This window comes from Ectopseudomonas khazarica (assembly GCF_004521985.1).
In the GTDB taxonomy this organism is placed as follows: Bacteria; Pseudomonadota; Gammaproteobacteria; order Pseudomonadales; family Pseudomonadaceae; genus Aquipseudomonas; species Aquipseudomonas khazarica.
Genome location: NZ_SBHZ01000001.1, coordinates 35787 through 57729 on the forward strand (window position 1 = coordinate 35787; position 21943 = coordinate 57729).

Annotated in this window: 19 protein-coding genes and 3 tRNA genes; 12 read left to right on the plus strand and 10 right to left on the minus strand. The window is 65.5% G+C overall.

All coding sequences use genetic code 11. The annotated features are described in order from the left end of the window. The first annotated feature begins 41 nt into the window (after window positions 1-41). Window positions 42-437: a lysozyme inhibitor LprI family protein gene (locus EPK82_RS00185; RefSeq protein WP_134675440.1), complete on the plus strand. Its 396-nt coding sequence runs from the start codon at window positions 42-44 to the stop codon at window positions 435-437. 18 nt (window positions 438-455) lie between these two features. On the opposite strand, the gene EPK82_RS00190 is transcribed toward EPK82_RS00185, so the two are convergent. From EPK82_RS00190 to EPK82_RS00200, 3 genes are all read right to left on the minus strand, one after another. Next, window positions 456-950: a SprT family zinc-dependent metalloprotease gene (locus tag EPK82_RS00190; protein WP_037053176.1), complete on the minus strand. Its 495-nt coding sequence runs from the start codon at window positions 948-950 to the stop codon at window positions 456-458. A 169-nt stretch (window positions 951-1119) separates the two neighbouring features. After that, on the minus strand, window positions 1120-1719 hold the full coding sequence (locus tag EPK82_RS00195; protein WP_037053175.1) for a Yip1 family protein: 600 nt from the start codon (window positions 1717-1719) through the stop codon (window positions 1120-1122). Between the two features lie 167 nt (window positions 1720-1886). Beyond that, the gene (locus tag EPK82_RS00200) at window positions 1887-2480 is read right to left on the minus strand and encodes a DNA-J related domain-containing protein (protein WP_047590731.1); all 594 of its coding nucleotides are present in this window, start codon (window positions 2478-2480) and stop codon (window positions 1887-1889) included. Window positions 2481-2581: 101 nt separating this feature from the next. On the opposite strand from EPK82_RS00200, the gene ttcA reads away from it, so the two are divergent. The 4 genes from ttcA to EPK82_RS00215 all read left to right on the plus strand — a co-directional run bounded on the left by ttcA (window position 2582) and on the right by EPK82_RS00215 (window position 6034). Continuing rightward, the gene (ttcA, locus tag EPK82_RS00205) at window positions 2582-3406 is read left to right on the plus strand and encodes a tRNA 2-thiocytidine(32) synthetase TtcA (protein ID WP_037053173.1); all 825 of its coding nucleotides are present in this window, start codon (window positions 2582-2584) and stop codon (window positions 3404-3406) included. A gap of 399 nt (window positions 3407-3805) precedes the next feature. Continuing rightward, window positions 3806-3937, plus strand: coding sequence for a hypothetical protein (locus EPK82_RS25095; protein ID WP_268988776.1), 132 nt, complete (start codon window positions 3806-3808; stop codon window positions 3935-3937). Between the two features lie 261 nt (window positions 3938-4198). Next, entirely contained in the window at window positions 4199-5260 is a 1062-nt protein-coding gene (locus EPK82_RS00210) for a 3-deoxy-7-phosphoheptulonate synthase (protein WP_134675441.1), read from the plus strand. A gap of 102 nt (window positions 5261-5362) precedes the next feature. Beyond that, window positions 5363-6034, plus strand: a complete 672-nt coding sequence (locus EPK82_RS00215) for a DNA-3-methyladenine glycosylase I (protein ID WP_134675442.1) — start codon at window positions 5363-5365, stop codon at window positions 6032-6034. Here EPK82_RS00215 and EPK82_RS00220 read toward each other — a convergent pair. The 5 genes from EPK82_RS00220 to EPK82_RS00240 all read right to left on the minus strand — a co-directional run bounded on the left by EPK82_RS00220 (window position 6024) and on the right by EPK82_RS00240 (window position 14148). Further along, window positions 6024-6275: a YheU family protein gene (locus EPK82_RS00220; RefSeq protein WP_037053170.1), complete on the minus strand. Its 252-nt coding sequence runs from the start codon at window positions 6273-6275 to the stop codon at window positions 6024-6026. The genes EPK82_RS00215 and EPK82_RS00220 overlap by 11 nt on opposite strands. Window positions 6276-6346: 71 nt before the next feature. After that, the gene (locus EPK82_RS00225) at window positions 6347-9091 is read right to left on the minus strand and encodes a hybrid sensor histidine kinase/response regulator (RefSeq protein WP_134675443.1); all 2745 of its coding nucleotides are present in this window, start codon (window positions 9089-9091) and stop codon (window positions 6347-6349) included. 157 nt (window positions 9092-9248) lie between these two features. Next, window positions 9249-10448, minus strand: coding sequence for an osmoprotectant NAGGN system M42 family peptidase (locus tag EPK82_RS00230; protein ID WP_037053167.1), 1200 nt, complete (start codon window positions 10446-10448; stop codon window positions 9249-9251). Between the two features lie 64 nt (window positions 10449-10512). After that, on the minus strand, window positions 10513-12252 hold the full coding sequence (gene ngg, locus EPK82_RS00235; RefSeq protein ID WP_134675444.1) for an N-acetylglutaminylglutamine synthetase: 1740 nt from the start codon (window positions 12250-12252) through the stop codon (window positions 10513-10515). 126 nt (window positions 12253-12378) lie between these two features. Next, window positions 12379-14148: an N-acetylglutaminylglutamine amidotransferase gene (locus EPK82_RS00240; RefSeq protein ID WP_134675445.1), complete on the minus strand. Its 1770-nt coding sequence runs from the start codon at window positions 14146-14148 to the stop codon at window positions 12379-12381. Window positions 14149-14256: 108 nt separating this feature from the next. On the opposite strand from EPK82_RS00240, the gene EPK82_RS00245 reads away from it, so the two are divergent. The 4 genes from EPK82_RS00245 (at window position 14257) to EPK82_RS00260 (ending at window position 15187) form a co-directional block, all read left to right on the plus strand. Further along, a complete protein-coding gene (locus EPK82_RS00245; RefSeq protein ID WP_134675446.1) occupies window positions 14257-14730 on the plus strand; it encodes a MarR family winged helix-turn-helix transcriptional regulator in 474 nt (157 codons plus the stop codon). A gap of 97 nt (window positions 14731-14827) precedes the next feature. Continuing rightward, window positions 14828-14903 (plus strand) — tRNA-Val (locus tag EPK82_RS00250). A gap of 32 nt (window positions 14904-14935) precedes the next feature. After that, window positions 14936-15012: transfer RNA gene (locus tag EPK82_RS00255), tRNA-Asp, on the plus strand. A gap of 98 nt (window positions 15013-15110) precedes the next feature. Then, window positions 15111-15187 (plus strand) — tRNA-Asp (locus EPK82_RS00260). 189 nt (window positions 15188-15376) lie between these two features. On the opposite strand, the gene EPK82_RS00265 is transcribed toward EPK82_RS00260, so the two are convergent. Together EPK82_RS00265 and EPK82_RS00270 are read right to left on the minus strand one after the other, a co-directional pair. Beyond that, window positions 15377-16462 carry an AraC family transcriptional regulator gene (locus EPK82_RS00265; protein ID WP_134675447.1) on the minus strand — a complete coding sequence of 362 codons (1086 nt, stop codon included), beginning with the start codon at window positions 16460-16462 and terminating at the stop codon, window positions 15377-15379. After that, window positions 16459-17484: a carbon-nitrogen hydrolase family protein gene (locus tag EPK82_RS00270; protein WP_134675448.1), complete on the minus strand. Its 1026-nt coding sequence runs from the start codon at window positions 17482-17484 to the stop codon at window positions 16459-16461. The genes EPK82_RS00265 and EPK82_RS00270 overlap by 4 nt, the downstream gene beginning before the upstream one ends. A 202-nt stretch (window positions 17485-17686) precedes the next feature. Here EPK82_RS00270 and EPK82_RS00275 point away from each other — a divergent pair, with 202 nt between their 5' ends. From EPK82_RS00275 to EPK82_RS00285, 3 genes are all read left to right on the plus strand, one after another. Then, window positions 17687-19720 (plus strand): NADPH-dependent 2,4-dienoyl-CoA reductase, encoded by a 2034-nt coding sequence (locus tag EPK82_RS00275; protein WP_037056259.1) that lies wholly within the window; start codon window positions 17687-17689, stop codon window positions 19718-19720. Between the two features lie 66 nt (window positions 19721-19786). Continuing rightward, window positions 19787-20218: a nuclear transport factor 2 family protein gene (locus EPK82_RS00280; protein WP_037056258.1), complete on the plus strand. Its 432-nt coding sequence runs from the start codon at window positions 19787-19789 to the stop codon at window positions 20216-20218. 357 nt (window positions 20219-20575) lie between these two features. Continuing rightward, on the plus strand, window positions 20576-21943 hold the full coding sequence (locus tag EPK82_RS00285) for a chromosome partitioning protein ParA (RefSeq protein ID WP_080756991.1): 1368 nt from the start codon (window positions 20576-20578) through the stop codon (window positions 21941-21943).

A 21943-nucleotide genomic window follows, 5' to 3' on the forward strand; every position in this document is an offset into this window, starting at 1 on the left:
CCGCTTAGGATAGCCGCCCATATCCTGTTGGAGCGTTGGGCATGAAAGGAATCGCAAGGGGCGCACGAGGCGCCGTCGCGCTGGCGATGTTCGTCATTCTGTCCCCGGTCCTGGCTGCCGAGGACCCGGACGACCCCTGCCAGCAAGGCAGTGCCATGGCTGCCTTCATGTGTCAGGGGCCGGTCTGGAAGGCTGCGGAACAGCAGCTGCAGGTCACGTACGAGCGTGTGATGACGTCACTCAGGCGCTACGACTCTGTGCTCGCTGACGATTTGCGTGATGCCCAGCGGTTGTGGATCAGGCAGCGTGAACTGGATTGCAGCCTGTACGCGCGCAACCGGGTAGAAGGGTCGCCCTGGACCGGATTCTGGGAGTCCGAGTGTCACGCCGAGCAGGCGCGGATACGCACCGCGTGGTTGCAGTCACTCGAATACTGAGTTCCGCGGCGAAGCGGGTCATTCCTGGCGCTGTTCACCGCTGAAGGTCAGCGTCACCTTGCAGCGTCTGCAATAGTAGCGGCGGCCCTTGGCGACCAAGGCATGGCGCTGGGCCGAGAAGGGGAACTCGCCGTCCGTGCAACCGCAGCGGTAGATGAAGCGATTGACCTTGCGGCGCTCGACCTCGTAGCTGTGGCAGCGATGCGGCGGCAGCTCGTAGACGCCCCGCATGATCAGCTGCCACTCCTCGCCATGCGGCTGGATGCGTGGGCCGAACAGCTGGTGGGCGATCATGTGGGCGACTTCGTGAGGCACCGTCTGGCGCAGGAAGTCCTCATGGTTGTCCCGGTACAGCTGCAGGTTGAAGCGCAGTTTGTTCTCCGTCAGGTGGGCGACGCCCGCCTTCTGCCCGCGCAGCTTGAAACTGATCTGCGGGCGGGCGAAAGGTTGCTTGAAGAAGGCCTCGGCCTGTTGGTAACAGGCTTCGACACGGGCATGGATCTGTTCGGGCATGGCAGGTAGCGGCTGCGGTTCGACGGGGGATTATGCCGCAAGCGCCAGGGATACGGCGAAGTTGCCCGGACCTGCGGACCAGGTGCCGCCTTCCGGGCCGACGAATGGCGGCCCAGATGCAAGAAGGGCCGACATCGCTGCCGGCCCTTGCTGTCGACGCGCTTCAGCGCTAGCTGGTGTAGACCGGGCCGACGCCCATGCCCCAGAGAATCACCGAACTGGCGATCATCGCCACCAGTACCACCAGACCGACCGCCAACACCGAGCTGGAGAACATGAAGCCTTCGTCCTCGGGGATGCTCATGAAGGTCGGTATGCCGACGTAGAGCAGGTAGACCGTGTAGCAGATGGCGATCGTACCCACGACCATGCCCAGCCACAGGTGCGGGTACAGGGCCGCCAGGCCGCCGATGAACAGCGGGGTCGCGGTATAGGCGGCGAAGACGATGCATTGGGTCAGGCTGGGATTGGCATCGTAGGTGCGCGCCATCCAGTGGATGAAGGCGCCCATTACCGCGACGCCAGCGAGCATGGCCAGGTAGGACATGATGGTCATCACCATCGCACTGCCTTCGGTGAGCATCACCGGCGCTCGATCACCGATGGCCCAGCCGACCTGGGTGGTGCCGATGTAGGCTGAGATCGCGGGGATGGCCGCGAGGATCAGCACGTGGGTCAGGTACATGTGGCTGATGGATTCTTCCTCGCCACGGATTTCTTGCCATTCTTGGTCGGGATGGGTGAAGAGCCCCCAAACGTGGTGGATCATGCCAGACACCTCCTCATTCTTATGACGGTCGCCCCCCGCGGACGCCCGGCGCGCATGGGCAGCGCCACCGGGTGACCAAGCCGAATCAATGCGACCTTATGTCGCAGTATAGGCAGGGGCTGGAGCAGGCGTGGTGCCTGGCTTTAGAGCAAATCGCTCTCTCTGGATCAGCGGTAATAGCGCTCTAGAATTTCCATCGCCAGATTGATCGACTGCAACCGCTCTGTGCTGCCGCCTCGGTCGGGGTGGTGCTGGCTGACCATCTGCCGATAGCGTTGCTTGATCCTTGGCAGGTCGAGGGCCCGCTCGTCGTCCAGTTCGAACAGCTCCAGCGCGGCCTGCTTCTCGTCGCCACCCTGCATGCGCGTCCAGAAGCTGGTCAGCAGGCGTTCGACGTCGCGCTCGTCGGTATCGCGCAGCTGGCTCATGTCGAGGTAGTAGTCACGCAGCTCGTCACGCTCGCTCAGCGCAGCGGCGCCGGGCTCGTACGGCAGCAGGCGAATGCACAGCGGGCTGATCTGCAGCAGGTGACTGCCCTGCTGCCAGAGCCGCTCGCGCAGGCGATACAGGGCGTTGAACAGCAGGAAATGGGTGCGGAACAGCACCAGCTTGTCGGCCAGCGGCAGGTTGGGGATATGGCCGCTGTGGCGCTCTTTCAGTTGCTGGATCAGCGCGTATTCGGCAAGCCCCTCGGGAGCGGCCTGCAGCAGTTGCAGCACCTGTTCGGCGAGGTCCTGGGTGGGGTCTAGGTCGTCATTCATCGGCCGAGCCTAGCATTTCGTTGCCGGTGGGGTAGGGGCGAGACGCCATTGTGCGTAAAATGTCGCGCTTTCGTTCCCACCCCCTCGGATCTCGACGCACCATGGGCACCCTTTCGGTCAACCAGAACAAACTGCAGAAGCGCATTCGCCGCCTGGCCGGCGAGGCCATCACCGATTTCAACATGATCGAGGATGGCGACAAGGTGATGGTCTGCCTGTCCGGCGGCAAGGACAGCTACACCATGCTCGACGTGCTGCTGTACCTGCAGAAGGTGGCGCCGATCAAGTTCGAGATCGTCGCGGTGAACATGGACCAGAAGCAGCCCGGTTTCCCCGAGCACGTGCTGCCGGCCTATCTGGAATCCATCGGTGTGCAGTACCACATCATCGAGAAGGACACCTACTCGGTGGTCAAGGAGAAGATTCCCGAGGGCAAGACCACCTGCTCGCTGTGCTCGCGCCTGCGTCGCGGCACGCTGTACACCTACGCCGACGAGATCGGTGCGACCAAGATGGCGCTGGGCCACCACCGCGACGACATCCTGGAAACCTTCTTCCTCAACATGTTCTACGGCGGCACGCTCAAGGCCATGCCGCCCAAGCTGCTCTCCGACGACGGCCGCAACGTGGTGATCCGCCCGCTGGCCTACTGCGCCGAGGCGGACATCGAGGCCTACAGCCAGCTCAAGGAATTCCCCATCATCCCGTGCAACCTGTGCGGTTCGCAGGAGAACCTGCAGCGCCAGGTGGTCAAGGAGATGCTGCAGGAGTGGGAGCGCAAGAGCCCCGGCCGTGTCGAGATCATGTTCCGCGCCCTGCAGAACGTGCACCCGTCGCAACTGGCCGACCGCAACCTGTTCGACTTCAGGAGCCTGAAGATCGACGATAGCGCCACCCCGCGCTTTCTCGATGTGATGAGCCTGTAACCGGGGTGGGGTGGATCACGCTTCACCAATCCACCGTGCGGCCGTTGGTGGATGTAAGAAGCGACATCCACCCTACGGGTCGACGACAGCGCCACCCCGCGCTTTCTCGATGTGATGAGCCTGTAACCGGGGTGGGGTGGATCACGTTTCACCGATCCACCGTGCAGGGGCATTGGTGGATGTAAAAGGCGACATCCACCCTACGGGTCGACGACAGCGCCATGCTGCGCTTTCCCGATGTGTGAGCCTGTAACCGGGGTAGGGTGGATCACGCTTCACCGATCCACCTTGCTGGGGCCATCGGTGGATGCAGGAACCGACATCCATGCCGCGTCGCATGGGTGCTTGCCAGGCCGCCAGGGCCTGGAGTAAGGTTCAGCCATCGTTCTGGAGAATTCCATGTCTGTCAGCCACAACCTCCTGTCCATGCTGCAAGCCGGTGCCTCTCGCGCCGCGCTGGCTCGTGCGCAGGCGCTCGTGGCGGCGGCGTATTATTTCTTTGGGTATTGGTTTAGCCACAGGCGCGCCTGATACCCCACAGGCGGCCTAGCAGAACAGGGTCGCCACCAGAGACGTTTTCCAGAAAACCCCCGGTCGGCAACCCGACCGGGGGTTTTGTTTTTTCGGTCGAAAAAGACCACGTATCGAGGACATGCAGATGAACCGTTATTACCGCAACTACCGCTACGACTGGCGATTTAGCAGCGTTACCGCCGCCCCGACACCTTTGCAACGAACACTCAGCTAGCGCCGCCGCGGCACCGACCGCGCCGGCCAAGGAACCGCCAGATCATGAACGCATCCGTCTCCGCTCAACTCGCTTCCCACGCCACCTCCATCGTCCGTCGCAGCGCCCAGCCGCTGCCCAGTCCCGCCGTCCTGCGCCAGCGCCTGCCGTTGCCCAGTCTGCTTGCCGAACGCATCTGCGCCGACCGTGCCGCCATCCGTGCCGTGCTCGATGGCGAGGATTCGCGTCTGCTCGTCGTCGTCGGCCCGTGCTCCCTGCATGACCCGGTCTCGGCTCTCGAGTATGCCGAGCGCCTGGCGGAACTCGCGCCTCAGGTCGACGACCAGCTGTTGCTGGTGATGCGCGCCTACGTGGAGAAGCCGCGTACCACCGTGGGCTGGAAGGGCCTGCTGTACGACCCGCATCTCGACGGCAGTGGCGACATGGCCGAGGGGCTGCGCCAGTCGCGGCAACTGATGCTGGATATCCTGGCGCGCGGCCTGCCACTGGCGACCGAGTTGCTGCAACCGCTGGCTGCCGGCTACTTCGATGACCTGCTCGGCTGGGCGGCGATTGGCGCGCGCACCAGCGAATCGCAGGTGCACCGCGAGATGGTCAGCGGCCTGGACCTGCCGGTCGGCTTCAAGAACGGCACCGATGGCAGCGTCGCCATCGCCTGCGACGCCATGCGTTCGGCTGCGCACCCGCACCAGCACTTCGGTATCGATGAGCTTGGCCACCCGGCACTGCTGCACACCGCCGGCAACCCCGATACCCATCTGGTGCTGCGCGGTGGCCACGGTGCGCCCAACCACGATGCCGCCAGTGTCGCCGCCGCGCGCGACGCGCTGCAGCGTCAGGGCATAGCGCCGCGCATCATGGTCGATTGCAGCCATGCCAACAGCGGCAAGGACCCGCTGCGTCAGCCGGCGGTGCTGGACAGCGTGATCGACCAGCGCCTGGCCGGCGATCTCAGCCTGCGCGGGGTGATGCTGGAGAGTCACCTGTTCGACGGCTGCCAGGCGCTTTCCGGCGAGCTGCGCTACGGTGTCTCGATCACCGATGGCTGCCTGGGCTGGAGCGCGACCGAGGTCGCCCTGCGTCAGGCGGCCGAACGCCTGCGCTAGGGGCGCCCGCCGATCCGCGAGCGGCAGTGCCTTCGGGCGGGACTTGAGTGTTCGGCGAACTGCGTGCAGGCTTCGTCACTGGTTTCAGCAAGGATTCGATTCATGCGTGATTACAAGTGGCTGCACGCGTTCTGCCTCAATCGCTTCGGTTCGGAGAAGGCGCTGCAGGCGATGCTGCCGCAGCCGTGCAGCGAGGCCGAGCTGCGCGCATTGAGCGACGACCGCTACCTGTCGTTGATCAGCCTGCGCATCTTCCGCGCAGGGCTCAAGCACAGCCTGGTGGACGCCAAGTGGCCGGCGTTCGAGGAGGTGTTCTTCGGTTTCGACCCGGAGAAGGTGGTGCTGATGGGCGGCGAGCGCCTGGAGAACCTGATGCAGGACGCGCGTCTGATTCGCCATCTGGGCAAGTTGAAGAGCGTGCCGCGCAACGCCCAGTTCATCCTCGATGTCCGTCGCGAGAAAGGCAGCTTCGGTGCCCTCGTCGCGGACTGGCCGGCAAGCGATATCGTCGGTCTGTGGAAGTACCTGGCCAAGCACGGCAGCCAGTTGGGCGGGCTGTCCGCACCGCGCTTCCTGCGCATGGTCGGCAAGGATACCTTCGTGCCCACCGATGACATGGTGGCGGCGCTCAAGGCCCAGGGCATCATCGACAAGGCGCCGACCAGCCAGAAGGATCTGGCTGCCGTTCAGGCGGCCTTCAATCAATGGCACGCCGAGAGCGGCCGGCCACTGTGTCAGCTATCGGTCATGCTGGCGCATACGGTCAATCACTGAAGTCGTCGTTCAGCGCATCCAGCCACTCTTTCGGCACGTCGCGTTTCATCGCCAGCTGGCACTGCTGGCTGTCGGGATCGAACACGATCACCGCCTCGCCCTTGTCCAGGGCGCGGCGCACGCGCTGGACGCGGGTCTCCAGCGGGGTTTCGTCACCGTTGTCGGTACCGTCGCGGGTGACGAAGTCTTCGATCAGGGCGGTGAGGGTGTCGGCTTGCAGCAGGTGGGCGGGAATCAGCACAGCGAACGGGCTCCAGTGGCAGGCGCTCATGATAGAGGCAGAGCGCCTGCCGCCGCGAGCCTCTGCCGATGTCAGGCGCCCTGCGGGTCGAGGTAGCGCTCCAGGGTGCTGTAGAGCACGCCGCTGTCCAGCGGTTTGCCGAGGAAATCGTCCATGCCGGCGTCCAGGCCGTGCTGGCGGTGCTCTTCGAGGATGTGTGCGGTCAGGGCGATGATGGGCACGGCGGCCAACTGCTGGCCGCGTTCCAGGCGACGGATCTGCCGGGTGGCCTCGAAACCGTCCATCACCGGCATCTCGCAATCCATCAGGATCAGCTGCACGGCGGCGGGGTCGCGCGCATATTCGTCGACGGCCGCCTGGCCGTTGGTCACCAGGCGCACGCTGTAGCCGCGTTTCTTGAGAAAGCCCTGAACCACCAGCTGATTCACCGGGTTGTCCTCCGCCACCAGGATGCACGGGGCGTTGCCATTGTCGCTGCGTACTTCTCTCACCAATCGATGTACCTGTGCTCTGGGTTCTTCATACAGCCCGCTCAGTGCCTGGCGCAGGGCGTTGATCGCCACGGGCTGGGCCAGGTGTTGCAGGCGCAGGCCGTGACTGGCCGGTAATTGCTGGCAGGCTTCGGGCGGGCAGACCAGCAGCACGCGCTGCTGCGTCTGCAGCATGGGCCTGAGCGAGTCGAGCCAGTGGTTCACCCCGCCCGGCCAGGGCGCCATCAATATCAGCAATGGCGGCGCGGCGAAATCCTCCAGATAGCCTTGCAGGCGCTCCGGTGTCTGGCAGCGCTCGGTGCGCATGCCCCAGCGCCCGAGCAGACGGCTCATGGCATCCAGGCCCAGGCCGTCCAGCGAGGCGAGCAGGGCGGTGCGTCCGGCCAGCAGACGGCTGAGTTCGTCGGGCACGTCCGGTTCGGCCAGCAAGGGTATATCGAATGCGAAGCGCGTGCCTTGGCCGAGGGTGCTCTGGACCTCGATCCGTCCGCCCATCATCTCCACCAGCTCCTTGCTGATGGCCAGGCCCAGGCCGCTGCCGCCGTAGCGGCGGGTGGTGCTGGAGTCGCCCTGGGCGAAGGACTCGAACAGCTGCGCCAGTGCCTGCTCGCTGATGCCGATACCGCTGTCGCTGACGGCGAACACCAGGTGCGGTTCGCCGTGACTGTCGCTGCGGCGGCTGACGCTGAGCGCGACATGGCCTTCGGCAGTGAATTTCAGGGCGTTGCTGAGCAGGTTCATCAACACCTGCTTGAGGCGTGTCGGGTCGCCCTGAATCCGCCGGGGCACGCCGTTTTCCAGGCTGACGTAGAGGCGCAGGCGCTTGTCCATGGCCTGCCCGGTGAACAGGCTGAGGGTGTCGGAGATCATGTCCTCGAGGTCGAACTCGATCTGTTCCAGGCTGAGCTTGCCGGACTCGATGCGGGCGTAGTCGAGGATGTCGTTGATCACCGCCATCAGCGAGCTGCCGGAGCTGGAGATGGTGTCGACGTAGAAGCGCTGGCTGCGATCCAGCGGCGTCTCGCGCAGCAGTTGCAGCATGCCCAGCACGCCATTGAGCGGCGTGCGGATCTCGTGGCTCATCTTGGCCAGGAAGCGGCTCTTGGCCTGGCTTTCGAACGCCGCCTGCTCGGCGGCGCGGCGCGACTGGAAGCCTTCTTCCTTGAGCAGGTTGATGCGGTCGGCCAGGCCGATGGACAGGGTGATCAGCTCGATGGTGACGCCGATCTTCACCGCCGTGGCGCCGAACACGCCGAACACCTCCAGGCCCAGCGAGCCGGTGGTGGCCTGGATGAAGGCGAACAGCAGGATGGCCCAGGCCAGGGTGTAGTAGGAGCCGTAGCGCACGCCCCGGCGCCAGATGTAGATGCCGGTAAGCAGCAGGATCAGCGACACCACGGAGACGGTGACGCTGGCCAGGATGTTCCAGGCGGCGAAGCCGATCAGCGGCACCGACAGCAGGCAGCCGATGCACACCAGCATCAGCAGGCGCAGGCCGGTGTCGAGTGTCGGAAAGTACTGCCGCGCGTGGAGGAAGTGGCGGCTGAACTGGATGGCCGTGAGGCAGTGCACGTACATCAGGATGTAGATGCTGACCGACTGGAAGGCCACGTGCTCGGGGAGCAGCTTGAACAGCATGCCGTCGAAGCAGGCGGCGAGCAGGCCGACGTTGAGGTTGTAGGCCAGGTACCAGAGGTAGGCCGACTCGCGCAGTGACAGGTAGAGGAACAGGTTGTAGCAGAACATCGCGAACAGCACGCCGTAGAAGGCGCCGGCGAACCCCATCAGGTTCTCCTGCGCCGCCGCGCTGGCGCCGTAGGTGGCGAAGAACAGCGGCACGAACACCGTGCTGCTGGTTTCCACGCGGATCAGCAGCGTGCTGACCCCCGGCTCCATCTGCATGGGGAACCAGAAGTTGCGGACCTGCACCGGGCGTTGCGAGAAGGCGAAGCGGTCACCGCTTTCCTGGGCCTGGCGCCGGCCCCGGGGATCGATCAGGTAGACCTGCAGGTGATCGAGAAGCGGGTAATTGACTTCGAGGTAGCCGCCGAGCGGGTGATCGAGGCTGCTGACCAGGCGCACCTTGAACCACCACACGGAGGCATTCTTGCCGAGATTGGCATGCTCGCCGTCCAGGTCGTGGAAGGCGCCATCGTCCAGGGCCTGGACCTGCTCGACGCTCAGGCTGCCGTCCGCGTCCTCGTAGTAGCCGGTGTAGGGGCCCAGGGAAAAACGCAGGTCGTCACTGCCCAGCGGCACGGGCGTGAGGGCCCAGCTCGGACATGCAAGCCAGAACAGCAGCAAAGCCAGACATAGACGAGGCATCCGTGAACCTCAGAAGGCCATGTGCATGGCCGGAAGTCGTTTTAACGTCGCATGGCGACGACCCGCAGGTTGGCCAAGGTGCTGGCGGCCATAAAAAGGGGAGCCTGAGCTCCCCCTGTCGTCCTTCGTGCCACTTTGCCCTTATGTGGGAAACCCTTCAAGCATCCCGATCATGTTGCTTGACCAGGCTGTCCACCGGCGGCACCCGGGTGCCGCTTTCCATCTGCGCATCGTGCTCCAGCTGATGGCTGAAATGCTCCAGCGAACCCTGGGCGGGCTGGGCGTCGCTGGCGAACACAGGCGGGCTCATCATGTAGGCGGTGAGCAGGCTGCTGAGCGCCTTGAGGCTGTCGATGTGCGTACGCTCGTAGCCGTGGGTGGCATCGCAGCCGAAGGCCAGCAGCGCCGTGCGGATATCGTGGCCGGCGGCGACGGCGGACTGGGCATCGCTGTGGTAGTAGCGGAACAGGTCGCGGCGCACCGCCACCTCCTGTTCGGCGGCCAGGCGCAGCAGCTGGCGGGACAGGTGGTAGTCGTAGGGGCCGCCGGAGTCCTGCATGGCCACGCTGACGGCATGCTCGCTGGATTGCTGACCGGGCGCGACCGGGGCGATGTCGATACCGACGAATTCGCTGACGTCCCAGGGCAGGGCGGCGGCGGCGCCGGAGCCGACTTCCTCGGTGATGGTGAACAGCGGGTGGCAGTCGATCAGCGGTTGCAGGCCGTGGTCGCGAATGAGCTTGAGCGACGTCAGCAGGGCGGCCACGCCGGCCTTGTCGTCCAGGTGACGGGCGCTGATGTGACCGCTTTCGGAGAACTCCGGCAGGGGGTCGAAGGCGACGAAGTCACCCACCGAGATGCCCAGCGAGTCGCAGTCGGCACGGGTGGCGCAGTAGGCGTCCAGGCGCAGCTCGACGTGGTCCCAGCTGATCGGCAGGGTGTCGACCGCCGTGTTGAAGGCGTGTCCGGACGCCATCAGCGGCAGCACGCTGCCACGGATCACGCCGTTGTCGGTGAACAGGCTGACTCGGCTGCCCTCGGCGAAGCGGCTCGACCAGCACCCCACCGGGGCCAGGCCGAGGCGGCCGTTGTCCTTGATCTCGCGGACGATGGCGCCGATGGTATCCAGGTGTGCGGAGACGGCGCGGTCAAAGCGTTCGTATTCGCTCTGGCGCCCGCGCAACGTGGCGCGGATGGTGCCGCGACGGGTCAGTTCGAAGGGGATTTCCAGCTCTTCCAGGCGCTCGGCGACGTAGCGCACGATGGTGTCGGTGAAGCCGGTCGGGCTGGGGATGGCGAGCATCTCCAGCAGCACCTTCTGCAGGTAGTCGAGATCGGGTTCGGGTAGTTGTTGCATACAAGCTCCTCGGCGTTTGAGTCTTCCCACTCCCGTTCGCGGGAGTGGGCCGGGGGAGTGGGGTTCAGCTCGTGGCCTGGCTCAGCGGGAACAGCAGGTCGACGAAGCGCTCGGCGGTCGGCTGCGGTTCATGGTTGGCCAGGCCGGCGCGCTCGTTGGCTTCGATGAACACGTAGTCGGGCTGGTCGGCGGCCGGCACCAGCAGGTCGAGGCCGACCACCGGGATCTCCAGCGCACGCGCTGCCTTGATCGCGGCATCGCGCAGCTTCGGATGCAGGATCGCGGTGACGTCCTCCAGCGTGCCGCCGGTGTGCAGGTTGGCGGTCTTGCGCACCGCCAGGCGCTGTCCGGCGGGCAGCACGCTGTCGTAGTCCAGGCCGGCGCCGTGCAGGGTGCGCAGGGTCTCGGCGTCCTTGGGAATGCGGCTCTCGCCGCCGGTGGCGGCCTGGCGGCGACGGCTCTGCGCGTCGATCAACTCACCGATGCTGTGGCGGCCGTCACCGATGATTTCGGCCGGGCGGCGGATCGCGGCGGCGACGACTTCATAGCCGATCACCAGCACGCGCAGGTCGTGGCCGGCGTGGTAGCTCTCCAGCAGCACGCGCTGGTCGAACACCCGTGCGCGTTCGATCGCTTCCTGCACCTCGCCGGGCGTGCGCAGGTCCACGGCGACGCCCTGGCCTTGTTCGCCATCGACCGGCTTGACCACCACCGAGCCGTGTTCGGCGAGAAACGCGGCATTGTCCTCGGCGCTGCCTGCGAGGCGCTGGTCGGGCACGCTGAGCTGTGCCCGCGACAGCGCGCGGTGGGTCAGGCGCTTGTCCTGGCACAGGGTCATGCTCACCGCGCTGGTCAGGTCGCACAGCGATTCGCGGCAGCGGATGCGCCGGCCGCCATGACTGAGGGTGAACAGCCCGGCCTCGGCGTCGTCCACCTGCACCTCGATGCCACGGCGCAGGGCTTCGTCGACGATGATGCGTGCATAGGGATTGAGTTCGGCCTGCGGTCCGGGGCCGAGGAACAGCGGCTGGTTGATCCCGTTCTTGCGCTTGAGGCTGAAGGTCTGCAACTCGCGGAAGCCCAGCTTGGCGTACAGCCGCTTGGCCTGCTTGTTGTCGTGCAGCACCGACAGGTCGAGGTAGCTCAGGCCACGGCTCATGCCGTGCTCGATCAGGTGGCGCACCAGCACTTCGCCGACGCCCGGCCGGCTGCACTGCGGGTCGACCGCCAGGCACCAGAGGCTGCTGCCGTTTTCCGGGTCGCGGAAGGCGCGCTGGTGATTGAGACCCATGACGCTGCCGATCACCGAGCCGCTGTCCTCGTCCTCGGCCAGCCAGTAGGTCGGGCCGCCGTCGTTGTAGGGAGTGAGCTTGTCCGCATCGATCGGCAGCATGCCGCGGGTCTGGTACAGGCAGTTGATCGCCTGCCAGTCCGCCTCGCTCTGCGCGCGGCGGATGCGGAAACCGCGAAAGCTGCGACGTGCCGGCCGGTAGTCGGTGAACCACAGGCGCAGGGTGTCGGACGGGTCGAGGAACAGCTGTTGCGGGGCGTGGGCCAGCACCTGGTGCGGGGCGGCGACGTACAGGGCGATGTCGCGCTCGCCGGGTTGTTCGTTGAGCAGGGCTTCGGCCAGCGCCGTGGCATCCGGGTAGGTGTGGCCGATCAGCAGTCGCCCCCAGCCGCAGTGGATGGCCTGCGGCTGGCTGGGCTGGCTGCTGTGGTCCTCGGCCAGACGCGCCTGCAGACGTTCGTAGGAGGGTGTCTGGCCGCGGATCAGGCGTTGGTTAAAGGCAGGGGAGCGCATGAGTTGTCCTTAATCTCTACCTCCGGTCTGGGCCGGATCGAGTGTTGAGTCGCGACAACCCCGGATGACATCCGGGCTACGACCGTTGATCCGGCAGGCGCGCCGCGAGCGCCGCGCCTGCCCGCTTTACAGACCCTGTTCGCTCAGCCACAGGTTGAGCGCCGCGAGCTGCCACAGCTTGGAGCCGCGCAGCGGCGTCAACTGGCTCTGCGGGTTGGTCAGCAACTGGTCGAGCATGCTCGGGTTGAACAGGCCGCGATCCTGGCTGGGGTCGAGCAGCAGGTCGCGTACCCAGCCGAGGGTGGCGCCTTCCAGGTGCTTGAGGCCCGGTACCGGGAAGTAGCCCTTGGGCCGGTCGATCACCTCGCTGGGGATGACCTTGCGTGCCGCTTCCTTGAGCACGTGCTTGCCGCCGTCGGGCAGCTTGAACTGCGCCGGAATGCGCGCCGACAGTTCGGCCACGCGGTAGTCGAGGAACGGCGTGCGCGCCTCCAGGCCCCAGGCCATGGTCATGTTGTCCACGCGCTTGACCGGGTCGTCGACCAGCATCACCGTGCTGTCCAGACGCAGGGCCTTGTCCACCGCCGCCTCTGCGCCTGGTTGGGCGAAGTGCTCGCGGACGAACTCGCCGGCCATGTCGCCAGTCAGCCAGGCCGGCTGCACGCAGGCGGCGTACTCGTCGTGCTCGCGGTCGAAGAAGGCAGCGCGGTAGGCGGCGAAGGCATCCTTGGCGCCGTCGACCTGCGGGTACCAGTGGTAGCCGGCGAACAGCTCGTCGGCGCCCTGGCCGCTCTGCACCACCTTGCAGTGCTTGGCCACTTCACGCGAGAGCAGATAGAAGGCGATGCAGTCGTGACTGACCATCGGCTCGCTCATGGCGCGGAAGGCCTGCGGCAATTGTTCGAGAATCTCGTGCTCGCCGATGCGCAACTGGTGATGGCGAGTGGCGAAGCGCTGGGCGATCAGGTCCGAGTACTGGAATTCGTCACCACGTTCGCCGCCGGCATCCTGGAAGCCGATGGAGAAGGTCAGCAGGTTCTCCACACCGGCTTCACGCAACAGGCCGACCAGCATGCTCGAGTCGACGCCACCGGAGAGCAGCACGCCGACATCCACGGCGGCGCGCTGGCGGATCTCCACCGCCTGGCGCATGGTTTCCAGCGTCTGCTCGCGCCATTCTTCCAGGCCGTAGCCGGTTTCGTCGCCGCGCGGGCCGAATTGCAGCGACCACCAGCTCTGCTGCTCGACCTTGCCATCCGCGTCGACGCGCATCCAGGTCGCTGGCGGCAGTTTCTCGACGCCGGCCAGGATGGTGCGCGGCGCCGGCACCACGGCATGGAAGTTCAGGTAGTGGTTGAGCGCCACGGCATCCAGCGTCTTGGCGATGTCGCCGCCTTGCAGCAGTGCCGGCAGCGACGAGGCGAAGCGCAGGCGCTGACCGGTGCGCGACAGGTACAGCGGCTTGACGCCGAGGCGGTCGCGGGCGATGAACAGGCTCTGCGTGTCGCGCTCCCAGACGGCGAAGGCGAACATGCCGTTGAGCTTGGGCAGCAGTTGCTCGCCCCAGGCGTGATAGCCCTTGAGCAGCACTTCGGTGTCGCCGCCGGAGAAGAAGCGATAACCCAGCGCCTCCAGTTCGGCGCGCAGCTCGGGGTAGTTGTAGATGGCGCCGTTGAACACCATGGACAGGCCGAGGTCGCTGTCGATCATCGGCTGGCCCGAGGCTTCGGCCAGATCCATGATCTTCAGGCGGCGATGGCCGAGGGCGATGGGGCCCTGGCTGTGGAAGCCGTGGGCGTCGGGGCCGCGAGGGGCCAGGTGGTGGGTGATGCGTTCGACTGCCGCCAGGTCCGCGGGGCGTCGATCAAAACGTAGTTCTCCAGCTATTCCGCACATAGTTCCTTACCGGTGTTTCCGTTGGGGAGTGGTCCGTTCCCGGACCTTTTACACCAAAACAAAAAAATGCTTTCATGTCAAAGTTTTGGTGGCTATGAATTGGTGCTTATGAGCGATAAAAAAGTTCCTGCTGAAATAGATTTGTCATCTGTCATGGCATTCGAGATGCCGCTTTTCCAGGCCTTGCGGCGCTTGCAGCAGGCGGGGGAGGTGCACGCCAAGCGTCTGGCCCGCTTCGGTGGGCTGACCCCCATGCAGCTGATGATCCTGCAGGTACTGGCCAGCGAGACGCGCTTGACCGCCAGCGTGCTCAGCAGCCGGGTCAGCCTGACGGCGGCGACGCTGTCCGGTCTGCTCGATCGCCTGGAGGAGCGCGGCCTGCTGCAACGCCAGCGCGACGATCAGGATCGCCGTCGCCAGTGGTTGCTGATCAGTGAGGCCGGCCGCGAACTGATCCAGCAGGCACCGTCGCTGATGCCACCGGAATTCAACCGGCGTTTTGCCGCCCTTGCCGACTGGGAGCGCCACGCTCTGACGGCGGCGCTGTTGCGTGCCGCCGAGCTGTGCGGGGAAATGGATTGAGGCGCGGCGGGCGGCGCGTCTTTTTCAGAAAAAATTCAAGCAGGGTGTTGACTTAGCGTCGCCACCTGCATAAAGTGCGCGCCTCGCTAAGGCACATGGGTGGTTAGCTCAGCCGGGAGAGCATCTGCCTTACAAGCAGAGGGTCGGCGGTTCGATCCCGTCACCACCCACCATTAGCGAATTCGGACGCAAGTCCGGCCGACGCGCAGCGGTAGTTCAGTCGGTTAGAATACCGGCCTGTCACGCCGGGGGTCGCGGGTTCGAGTCCCGTCCGCTGCGCCATTATTTCCCAGATCGACCTTGGTCGGTTTGAGATGGCAAGGCCCGCAAGGGCGCTATCAGATGTAACAGAGTTTTCTGGACGCAAGTCCAACCGACACGCAGCGGTAGTTCAGTCGGTTAGAATACCGGCCTGTCACGCCGGGGGTCGCGGGTTCGAGTCCCGTCCGCTGCGCCATATACGAAACCCGTCGATCGCCAGATCGACGGGTTTTTTATTGCCTGCGCTCCGGCGTCGCCGTCCTGCGGCGTTTCGTCATCTTGTCTTCATGCTGACAACGTAGCTTGCTAACGAAAGACGCAATGACCCAGGAGAACGGGCAATGGATGACTATCAGGAAGAACTGCTCGAGCGTGACGGCTTCGATCAGGACGTGATCGACGTGGACGACGACGCCACGGAGCTCTGAGCTTCGCTATCGGCCCGGCGCTGTGCGTGGCGATAGTCGCCGGGCGTCTGTCCGAGCCAGCGCTTGAAGGCGCGCTGGAAGGCTTCGGCCGAGGCGAAACCGAGCAGGTAGGCGATTTCACCGAAGGCCAGTTCGGTATCGCGGATATAGGCCGTCGCCAGGTCGCGGCGGGTGTCATTGACGATGGCGCGAAACTGCGTGCCTTCCTCGGCCAGCTTGCGACGCAATGTCCAGCTGGGCAGTTGCAGGTTGCGCGCGACTTCCTCCAGGTCCGGTTCGTGCCCGTGCAGCATGGGGCCGAGCAACTGGATGACCCGTTCACGCAGGCTGCGCGTGCGGGTCAGCTGATCCAGTTCGCGTTCGCACAGTTCCAGCAGGTGCCGCCAGGTGCCGGGGCAGTGCTGCGGGTTGCGCAGCGCCAGGGTGTCGCTGCTCAGGCGCAGGCGGTTGGCGCTGGCCGCGAATTCTACCGGGCAGCCGAACAGACTCTCGTAGCGCTCGCCGTATGCCGGCAGCGGAAATTCGATCTCGACCTTTTCCAGGGCGATGCTGCGGCCGACCACTTGCCCCAGGTTCTGTTGCCAGCCCGCCAGTACCGAGTCCACCACGAAGCGGTTGTAGGTGTTGTACGGACTGATGGAATAGAAGTGCAGCCAGGCACCACGGGCATCCTCGCTGAAGCCCGAACGCCCGCGGTAGTTGGCGGCGTACAGCGGCTCGAAGCGGGTCAGGGTGCGTGCCGCTTCGCGCAGGTCGGGCGCCTGCATGGCGCAGACGCCGGCCAGGCCGACCTGGCCGAGGCGACTGTGGCGCCCCATGTCCAAGCCCAGTGCGGGGTTGTTGCACAGGGCGATGGCGCTGTGGCCCAGGCGCATGAAGCGAGGGATCGACAGGCGTGCGCGCGGCTCGCTCAGGCGCGCAGCATCCAGGCCGAACTGTTCGAGCAGGGGCTCGGGAGCCTGGCCCTGCTCGCGCAGGGCTTCGGCCAGGGCCTGGGTGAAGCCGACGGACAGGTCGCCGAGGCGTACGCGTGAAGTTTTCATAACCACAGGTTGACCAGTTGTGCACCGCTGGTGCTCGCGCCCAGGGCGCTCGTCCCGGCGCGGAATGCCAGTGCCGGCGGTTGCCCCTGATGCTCCCAGAGTCGTCCGCGCAGATGGACCTGCATGCCGGCATGGATGCCGCTGCGCAGCAGCTGTTCATGCAGCAGGGTGGCGTCTGCGGCGGCCTGCAGGTCGCTGGGCATGGCCAGCAGGTCGAGCCGGCTGGCAGCCAGTGTCCGTGCGTCCGCCAGGCGGGCGAGGTCGCCGCCCAGCAGCACGCCGAGTCGGCCGGCTGGGGTGTCCAGGACCTGCAGGGCAGTGGCCGTGGTCGTCGTGCTGGCTTCGGCATCGTAGGCATGCCGCTGGGGTTGTCCCAGGGGCTTGCCAGCGCGGTCGAACACCAGGCTGACGTTGTACAGCGGGCCGCGCCCGACCTGCAGGCGGCCGTGTTCCACGCGTGGCTCCGGCAGGACGATGGAGCCTGCCACCAGGGTGATGCCGTAGTCGCGCGCCAGGTCGCCGAACAGCTGCTGGTAGTCGTGCGCCATCGATTGCGCCTTGGTGCGCAGCAGCGCATCGCTCACGCGCGACGGGGCCTGGGCGGCGAACAGGGCGCCGAGAAAGTCCAGCGGGTTGCTGGCCGCCAGCCAATGCAGGGCCTGGCGCTGTCCGGGGGCGTGATAGAGCTCGTCCTTCTCGCCCACGGCCAGCAGCCAGGTGCCGATGTGTTCGGGCAGCACGACCACCGTGCGCGCATTGAGCATACCGCGCTCGCGTGCATGGTCCAGGTAGGCGGCCAGCTTCAGGCGCAGGCGCGACAGGCTCTGATAGTCACCGGCGAACAGTTCCGGCTGGATGCCCAGCAGGTTGCCGCGAGCGCCGGGTTGGCCGAGGTCGAGTGCGACCTGGCTGCGCAGGTCGGACAGGTAATGGCTGACAGGGCGTTGCTGGCACCAGCGGGCGTAGCTGCCGAGGCCGGCCAGCAGCGTGAGCGTCAGCGCGAGGATGATCAATGGACGCATGCAGGTTCTTTCGACTGAGTTGTGTTGCAGGTTAGGTCGATCGCGCCGGGCTGCCAAGGCTAATTGCAAGTTTTGATCATTATCTTGTCAGTTTTGATCATTGAGCATGTCTGGCCGCCTCTTTATCGTCTGGCTCCATAACCGACCGCGTGCCCATGAGACCGCGGCAACCCGTGAACTGCACCGCGATGTGGAGATTTCCATGACTGCTCGTTACCCGAACCTGCTGGCCCCGCTCGATCTCGGCTTCACCACCTTGAAGAACCGTACCCTGATGGGCTCCATGCACACTGGCCTGGAGGAGAAGCCGGGCGGTTTCGAGCGCATGGCGGCCTACTTCGCCGAGCGCGCCCGTGGCGGTGTCGGCCTGATGGTCACCGGCGGCATCGGCCCGAACGAGGAGGGTGGCGTCTATGCGGGCGCAGCCAAGCTGAGCACGCCGGAAGAGGCCGACAAGCACAAGGTCGTGACCCAGGCCGTGCACGAAGCCGGTGGCAAGATCTGCATGCAGATCCTGCATGCCGGGCGCTACGCCTACAGCCCGAAGTCCGTGGCGCCGAGCGCCATCCAGGCGCCGATCAACCCGTTCAAGCCGCGCGAGCTGGACGAGGAGGGGATCGAGAAGCAAATCGCCGATTTCGTCAATTGTGCCGCGCTGGCGCAGCAGGCGGGCTACGACGGTGTCGAGGTGATGGGCTCGGAAGGCTACTTCATCAACCAGTTCCTGGTCGCCCACACCAACCATCGCACTGATCGCTGGGGCGGCAGCTTCGAGAACCGCATGCGTCTGCCGGTGGAGATCGTCCGCCGTGTACGCGAGGCGGTGGGCAGCGACTTCATCATCATCTATCGCCTGTCGATGCTCGACCTGGTCGAAGGGGGCAGCACCTGGGACGAGATCGTCCTGCTGGCCAAGGCCATCGAGCAGGCTGGCGCCACCCTCATCAACACCGGTATCGGCTGGCACGAGGCGCGCATCCCGACCATCGCCACCAAGGTGCCGCGCGCGGCCTTCACCAAGGTCACCGCCAAGCTCAAGGGCGAGGTGTCGATCCCGCTGATCACCACCAACCGCATCAACACCCCGGAAGTGGCCGAGCAGGTGCTGGCCGAGGGCGATGCCGACATGGTGTCGATGGCGCGCCCGTTCCTGGCCGACCCGGATTTCGTCAACAAGGCCGCCGAAGGCCGTGCGGACGAGATCAACACCTGCATCGGCTGCAACCAGGCCTGCCTGGATCACACCTTCGGCGGCAAGCTGACCAGCTGCCTGGTCAACCCGCGTGCCTGCCACGAGACCGAGCTGAACTACATCCCCACGACCACGGTGAAGAAGATCGCCGTGGTGGGCGCCGGCCCTGCCGGGTTGGCGGCTTCCACCGTCGCTGCCGAGCGCGGTCACGCGGTGACCCTGTTCGACGCGGCCGGCGAGATCGGCGGTCAGTTCAACGTGGCCAAGCGCGTGCCGGGCAAGGAAGAGTTCTTCGAGACCCTGCGTTACTTCAAGCGCAAGCTGGAAACCACGGGTGTCGACGTGCGCCTGAATACCCGCGTATCGGTGGATGACCTGGTCGCCGGCGGCTTCGACGACATCATCCTGGCCACCGGCATCGCGCCGCGCACCCCGGAGATTCCGGGCATCGATCACCCCAAGGTGATCGGCTACCTGGACGCGATCCTCGAGCGCAAGCCGGTCGGCCAGAAGGTCGCGGTGATCGGCGCCGGCGGTATCGGTTTCGATGTTTCCGAGTTCATCACGCACCAGGGCACGGCCACCAGCCTCGACCGCGAAGCGTTCTGGAAGGAGTGGGGCATCGACACCGCGCTCGAGGCGCGTGGTGGCGTGGCGGGCATCGAGGCGCATCCACACCCGGCTGCGCGTCAGGTGTTCCTGTTGCAGCGCAAGAAGTCCAAGGTCGGCGATGGCCTGGGCAAGACCACCGGCTGGATTCACCGCACCGGCCTGAAGAACAAGAACGTGCAGATGCTCAACAGCGTCGAGTACGTGCGCATCGACGATGCCGGTCTGCATATCCGCATCGCCGCAGGCGAGGAACAGGTGCTGCCGGTCGACACCGTCATCGTCTGCGCCGGTCAGGACCCGCTGCGTGAGCTGCAGGATGGTCTGCAGCATGCCGGTCAGCGCGTGCACCTGGTCGGTGGCGCGGACGTCGCCGCCGAGCTGGATGCCAAGCGGGCCATCAACCAGGGCTCGCGCCTGGCGGCCGAACTCTGATCGAAACAGCGCCCCGCTTCCAGCGGGGCGTTTGCTATCCGGCTTGAAAACAACAAGGAGAAGCCGATGTCTCTCGCCGCCCAACTGCACCCTGCTGCCGCCGCCAGCCTCGAACGCTGGCACCAGTTCGTCGCCGCCAAGGACCTGAGTGCCTTGCCCGAACTGCTGCACCCGCAGGCCGTGTTTCGTTCGCCCATGGCGCATACCCCCTATCCGGGCGCGCAGGCGGTCAACCTGATTCTCAACACCGTGCTCAAGGTCTTCGAAGACTTCACCTACCACCGTGAACTGGCCACCGCAGACGGCCTCAGCGTCGTGCTGGAGTTCTCTGCGCGGGTCGGCGAGCGTGATCTGAAGGGTATCGACATGATTCGTTTCGACGAGTCGGGGCAGATCGTCGAGTTCGAGGTGATGATTCGTCCGATGAGCGGGCTGCAGGCCCTCGGCGCGGAAATGGCGCAACGCCTGGCGCCTTTTCTCGCGGCAGCCAAGCGCTGACAGGCGCTGAACGGCGCCCGGCCCTCGACCGGACCAGGGCGCCGCTTCTATCCTGAGAACGCCGCCTCAGGATAGAAGCGGCTCGGCACCGGCAGCCATCCGTCGATCGAAGGCGCTGGCCTGACTGGCCGATGTGCGTGCGGCGGTCGCCGCCTGCAGTGCAATCCCGTCACATTTTCGCGCCGCCGGTGCTTCCTCCGGCGTTGTTGGCAGAGTGAGTGCCAACCCAGTCACATTGCTGGGGTTGGCTTTTCCCCTAGACTTGTCTGAACTGTCAGGGATGATATCTGTACCGGAGCACGCGAGGCTTCGGCATTTGATCGTGCGCGCGTATCCCGTTGGTTCAGAGGGCCCTCAATGAGCATGCAGAACAAGCCGCAGATGGTGGAAGCCGTGATGTTCTTCAGTGAACGCGGTATCTGCAAACAGATGATGTTCCCTGAATTCGAGGCGTTGCTCGACGGCGTGGTCAACATGCCCGAGTTCGCCGACGAACAGATGCGCGCCGTGTTCGTGGTGATCAACCCGCGCCTGCTGGTCAGGGCTGCGGTGTTCTTCTTTCTCGACTTCGATGATGATGGCCGTCCTGACAAGGGCTGGAACATTCCGCTGCAGCACCTGGCCGAACGCGCTGGGCGTGGTCCCGATCTGGGCGCCGGGCCGATTCGTCTCGCCTGCCGCAGCCAGTGCCCGGTGTCCTGGCACCAGATGCACCTGTGGGACCCCAATCTGGCGCCGACGCAGAACGATCTGGTGACGCTGCGCGATGCGGTCAAGCGCAATCAGCTCGGGTTGCTGGTCGAGGACGACAGCGCTCAGGCGGTGGTCGCCGAGCGCTTGCAGGTGGCCTCCGAAGACAAGTGGTATGCGCCCGACCCTGCCAAGGAAGTGTCCGAGCAGCTGGCGCAGAAAATGGATCAGGAACACCGTGCCAAGACTGCGCAACTGATCCAGCAGCAGCGCCTGCGTATCACCAGCCTGACCCAGCAGCACGAAGAGGAGCTGGCCAAGTTCAAGTTGGCCAGCGAGGAACAGAGCAACAATCTGCAGGCGCAGATCCATGGGCTGCATCAGGCGGTGCGCCAGCAGCAGGAACTCAATGCCAACCTCAAGGCGCAACTGGCGGCGCAGGCGGAAAGCTTCCAGAGCAGCCGTGAGGAGATGACCCAGCAACTGCGGGCGCTGGAGCGTCACGGGCGCACCGAGGGCGATATCCTGCGTGCCCAGTTCGAAGGCGAGATGCGGGCGAAGGTGGCTGCGGCCGTGGCCGAGGCCAAGGAGCAGATCGCCATTCGTGACGTGGAACTGGCCTATCGCAACGAGCTGGATGCCCAGTTGCAGGCGGAGATCGAGCGCCTCAAGCGAGAGCGCAACGAGTTCGCCAGCCAGGGCGGCGATCAGGTGCTGGAGCGCCTGGCCAAGCTCGGCGTGGTGTTCGTGGTCTACCATCCCGGCGCCGGCCACCTGACCATTCCCCTGCAGGATGTCGCCCGCTACCAGGACAACCCCATGGCCTACGCTGCCGCCAAGTGCTTCGTGTCCGAGGAGCAGTATCGCCATTGGCTGGGGCACTATCAGCAACCCTCCTGCGAGGCGAGCCTGCCCAGTGGCGAGCGTTGCGCCATTCCCATCGACCGCATCGACACGCCGAGCCGCTTCGTGCTGGGCGAATCCAACTGCTGCTCGCGCCACAAGGCGAGCAGCCGCCTGCGTACCGTCGGCTGA